Source organism: Actibacterium sp. (assembly GCF_041584535.1).
GTDB lineage: Bacteria > Pseudomonadota > Alphaproteobacteria > Rhodobacterales > Rhodobacteraceae > Actibacterium_D.
Genome location: NZ_JBFHDW010000202.1, coordinates 1 through 4937 on the forward strand (window position 1 = coordinate 1; position 4937 = coordinate 4937).

The 4937-nt window shown below is 59.9% G+C and carries 4 protein-coding genes and 1 pseudogene; all 5 read left to right on the forward strand.

Features of this window, described 5'->3' with window-relative positions; all coding sequences use genetic code 11:
• A pseudogene (locus ABYW26_RS10410) lies at nucleotides 1-275 on the forward strand (DNA gyrase subunit B); the annotation flags it as partial.
• Between the two features lie 28 nt (nucleotides 276-303).
• Entirely contained in the window at nucleotides 304-2985 is a 2682-nt protein-coding gene (gene gyrA, locus ABYW26_RS10415; RefSeq protein WP_372604777.1) for a DNA gyrase subunit A, read from the forward strand.
• 197 nt (nucleotides 2986-3182) lie between these two features.
• Nucleotides 3183-4040: a LysR family transcriptional regulator gene (locus ABYW26_RS10420; RefSeq protein WP_372604778.1), complete on the forward strand. Its 858-nt coding sequence runs from the start codon at nucleotides 3183-3185 to the stop codon at nucleotides 4038-4040.
• 112 nt (nucleotides 4041-4152) lie between these two features.
• A complete protein-coding gene (locus ABYW26_RS10425; RefSeq protein WP_372604779.1) occupies nucleotides 4153-4542 on the forward strand; it encodes a hypothetical protein in 390 nt (129 codons plus the stop codon).
• Between the two features lie 114 nt (nucleotides 4543-4656).
• On the forward strand, nucleotides 4657-4937 hold a 281-nt coding region (locus tag ABYW26_RS10430; protein ID WP_372604780.1), incomplete at its 3' end, for a DoxX family protein.

The window sequence follows — 4937 nt, forward strand, 5'->3', positions numbered from 1 at the left end:
AGCGCTTCCCGAGCCTGCAAGCCGCGGTCGAGCGCATCATGACCGCGGCCCGCAAGGGGCTCGAGATCCAGCGCTACAAGGGCCTCGGCGAGATGAACCCGAGCCAGCTCTGGGAGACCACGATGGACCCGACGCGGCGTACGCTCCTGCAGGTGAAGGTCGACGACGCCGTCGAGGCCGACATCATCTTCTCGACGCTGATGGGCGACGAGGTCGAGCCGCGTCGCAACTTCATCGAGGAGAATGCGCTGTTCGTGAAGAACCTGGACATCTGATTCCGTCCGGGCCCCCGGGAGCCGACGCATGAGCGAGTTGCACCGCCAGAAAATCACGAGCGTCTTCCTCGAAGACGAGATGAAGACGTCGTTCATGGATTACGCGATGAGCGTGATCGTCAGTCGCGCGATCCCGGATCTGCGCGATGGCCTAAAACCTGTGCACCGTCGCATCCTGTATGCCATGTATGAGGGCAATTATACACCCGACAGGTCCTATCGCAAAGCCGCTAAGCCGGTTGGCGAGGTCATGGGTAACTATCACCCGCATGGCGACAGCGCGATTTATGACGCGCTGGTGCGGATGGCTCAGAATTTCTCGATGTCGCTGCCGCTGATCGACGGTCAGGGCAACTTTGGCTCGATGGATGGCGATAGCCCGGCGGCCATGCGGTATACCGAGGCCCGTCTGGCCAAGGCCGCCATGCCGCTGTTGTCGGATATCGACAAGGACACCGTCGATTTTCAGGACAACTATGATGGCAAGGAACGTGAACCCACCGCCCTGCCCGCCCGGTTCCCGAACATGCTGGTCAACGGCGCCGAAGGTATTGCCGTCGGCATGGCCACCCGGATTCCGCCGCACAATCTGGGCGAAGTGATCGACGCCACGCTGGCGCTGATCGAAAGCCCGGACATGACCTCGGAAGAGCTGATGGAATATGTCCCGGCACCGGATTTCCCGACCGGCGGCATTATCCTTGGCCGCTCGGGCGCCCGCAAAGCCTATCTCGAAGGCCGCGGCAGCGTCATCATCCGCGCCAAGACCCGGATCGAGGAACTGCGCAAGGATCGCTATGCCATCGTGCTGGACGAGATTCCCTATCAGGTGAACAAGGCCAGCATGATCGAAAAGATCGCTGAACTGGTGCGCGAGAAGAAACTGGAAGGCATCAGCAGCATTCAGGACGAATCCGACCGCGTCGGCGTCCGGGTGGTGATCGAACTGAAACGCGATGCCACGGCCGAGGTCGTGCTGAACCAGCTGTTCCGCTATACGCCGATGCAAACCTCGTTCGGGGCCAATATGCTGGCGCTGAACGGCGGCCGTCCCGAACAGCTGACCCTGCGCAAATTCCTGACCGCCTTCATTGATTTCCGCGAAGAGGTCGTTGCCCGCCGCACCGCGTTCGAGCTGCGCAAAGCGCGTGAACGCAGCCATGTCCTGTGCGGTCTGGCCGTGGCCGTCACCAATGTCGATGAAGTCGTCGCCACAATCCGCAGCTCGGCCGACCCCGCCGAGGCGCGCGAGCGGCTGATGACCCGGCGCTGGCCGGCGCATGATATCGCCGAATACATCCGGCTGATCGACGATCCCAGCCACAAGATGAACGACGACGGCACCTATAACATGTCGGAAACTCAGGCCCGCGCCATTCTGGACCTGCGCCTGCAACGTCTGACCGCGATGGGCGTCAAGGAAGTCACTGACGAACTGCAAGCTTTGGCCTCCAAGATCCGGGAATATCTGGAGATTCTGGGATCACGCGAACGGATTCTGGGCATCATCTCGGACGAACTGCGCGAGGTGAGAGATCAATTCGCCGTGCCGCGCCGCACCGAGATCGTCGATTGGTCCGGCGACATGGATGACGAAGACCTGATCGAGCGCGAAGACATGGTCGTGACCGTGACCAGCGCCGGTTACATCAAGCGCACCCCGCTGGGCGAATTCCGCGCCCAGCGTCGCGGCGGCAAGGGTCTGTCGGGCATGTCGACCAAGGAAGAGGATGTCGTAACCACCCTTTTCGTCGCCAACACCCATACGCAACTGCTGTTCTTCACCACCGAAGGCATGGTCTACAAGCTTAAGACCTGGCGGCTGCCGCAAGGCGGGCGCACGTCCAAGGGCAAGGCGATCGTCAACATCCTGCCGATCCCGCCCGGTATTTCCGTGGCCGCGATCATGCCGGTCGACCGCCCCGAAGAGGAATGGTCGGATCTGCAGATCGTGTTTGCCACCACGGCGGGCGATGTGCGGCGCAACCAGTTGTCGGATTTCACCAACGTCAAATCGAACGGCAAAATCGCGATGAAGCTGCCCGAGGACGTGGCGCTGGTGAATGCGCGGATCTGTGCCGAAGATGATGACGTGATGCTGGTCACCTCGGGCGGCCGGGCGATCCGCTTTCCGACAACGGATGTGCGCGTGTTCAAGGGCCGCGATTCCACCGGCGTGCGCGGCATTCGCCTGTCCGGCAAGGATGAGGTCGTGTCGATGGCGGTGATCCGCCATTTCGAGGCCAGCGCCGAAGAACGCGCCGCCTATCTGAAACAACGCCGCCTGATTGCCGGCGCTACGGACGAGGTCGAGCCCGACGAAGACGAAGTCGAGGCTGGTCAATTGTCGCCCGAGCGTTATGCCGAAATGTCGGCGGCCGAGGATCTGATCCTGACCATCACTTCGGGCGGGGCTGGCAAGCTTAGCTCGGCGCATGATTATCCGGTGCGCGGGCGTGGCGGTCAGGGCGTGGCCGCGATGGACAAGGCGATGCGCGGCGGGCGACTGGTTGCCAGCTTCCCGGTGGATATGGACGACCAGATCATGCTGGCCACCTCGACCGGCCAATCCATCCGTTGCCCGGTTGACGGCATTTCCTTCCGGTCGCGCAGCGCTGGCGGTGTCAAAGTGTTCGACACCGGCAAGGGCGAAGTCGTGGTTTCGGTCGCGCGGATCGCCGACCAAGGCGACGACGAAGACGAAAGCTGATCCTATTTTGGATTGATCCTGCGCCCTGACACATCGGGGCGCAGGAGTGAAAAACACTGTTTTTCCATTAGTTACCAGTCAGAGCTATTGCGTTTTCAGGACTTTCTGCCTTGAATTCCGCCAGCCAACTGGCACAACTATTCAGAGTTTCCGCATTACCCGTTACAATTTCACGGCTTAAAAGGGACAACTTTGCCATGAAAAACTGGGACGATCTTCGATATCTGCTGGCGCTGCACAAGGCGGGCACGATGACGGCTGCGGCCCAGATCCTTGGCACCAATGTCGCCACGGTGTCGCGCCGGATCGAAAAGATGTCCGAGACCTTCGGCTATCCGCCCTTCACCCGCCAGAATGACCGCTGGATGCTGACCTCTCGTTTGCAAAACCTTGTCGAAACCATCGAAGTGTTCGAATCGGCCCTGACCCGCGAAAAAAACCGGGCGATGATGCTGAGCGACGATCAGCGCCTGCCGATCCGCGTCGGCACCCCGCCGATGGTTGCCTCGCAAGTGCTGTATCCATCGTTTCAATACGCGATGGAGGCGCTGTCGCATGTCGGGCTGGAGTTTTTCGAGCGCGTCGGTGGCGAGGGCATGGGGGAACATGACATCGTCATTCAGCCGCATCGCCCGGTCTCGGGCCGCCTGATCACGCAACGTGTCGGGTCGATGCGATTGGCCCTCTATGCGCCGCGCGGTTATTCCGGGTGCACCCAATGGATCGGCCTGTCGCGCAGCTTTGACGACCTGCCCTCACAGCAAATCGGCTTTCGCCATTTCGACACCGACCCGATCATTCGCACCCATCTGGCTGAGCATGTCTATCAGATCATGAAGACCACCGGCCTGCCGGGGATCGTGCCTTGCACCATGGTCGCGCATGACCCCGATATGGAATTACTGGACCCAAAGACCGGCGCGCATGACTTGGATTTTTGGGTTGCCTATCACGCCAGCCGTCAAGGTGATCCGATCATTCAGGCCACAAAAGACTGGATTTCCCATTGTTTTAAGAAATTGGCAGAGGCCGAAAAGACCCTACCCGGTTTTTAGGCAGCTTGTGAATTGCACAATTGCAAAACGATTTCTTAATATTTACTCTAGGGCGTTCATACATCCTGTGCTTGTATTTTGGGAAATCGACCAGTCCCCAAAGGTGCAGGCTATGAAAACTGTTCTTTACAACCTTCAACCGGTGTTTCGCGTGGCTGTTTCAGCAATCATCGGCACTCAGGCCGGGCTTGCCTTGCTTCAGGCCACAACCGACCCGTTTTCTCGTCACGACATCACCACAGCCCCGCTGGCGCAGATCGCGCTGAACGGGTTGCTGTTAATGGTGGCGATCTGGCTGTTGCTGGGTATCCGCACCCGCGTCGTGGCGGCGCTGGGATGCGTGTTGTTGGCAGCAGTCACCATGACCGGCGGCTTTATTCTGGGTTCCGAGCAGGTCGGACCGATCCTGTTGATCGTGGCGATTTCCCTATCGATCCCGCTGTTGGTTTTCGGTGGCGGACGCTGGGCGCTGTATTCCGGCGGCTGGCGGCACCTGCTGTAAGACAGCCTGTGCGCAATCGCGCAGACTCTGTGTGAAATTGGCGAATTCCATTTCATTCTTGCACAGGTAAATTCCCCTCAACCGTCATTCACGACGGATCAGAAGGGAAATGAAATGGAAAAGTTTACGCCTTACGTCTATCTGGCAGCACGCGTTCTGCTGTCGATCCTGTTCATCACCGCCGGTTACAGCAAGCTGGGCGCGATCGGTTACATGCAAAGCTATATGGAATCCGGCGGCGTGCCCGGCATCCTGATCTACCCGACCATCGCGCTTGAGCTGCTGGGCGGCATCGCAATTCTGGTCGGCTTCCAGACCCGCATCATCGCGCTGGCGCTGGCCGCGTTCTCGATCGTCTCTGGCCTGCTGTTCCATCTGGTGCCCGCCGATCAGAT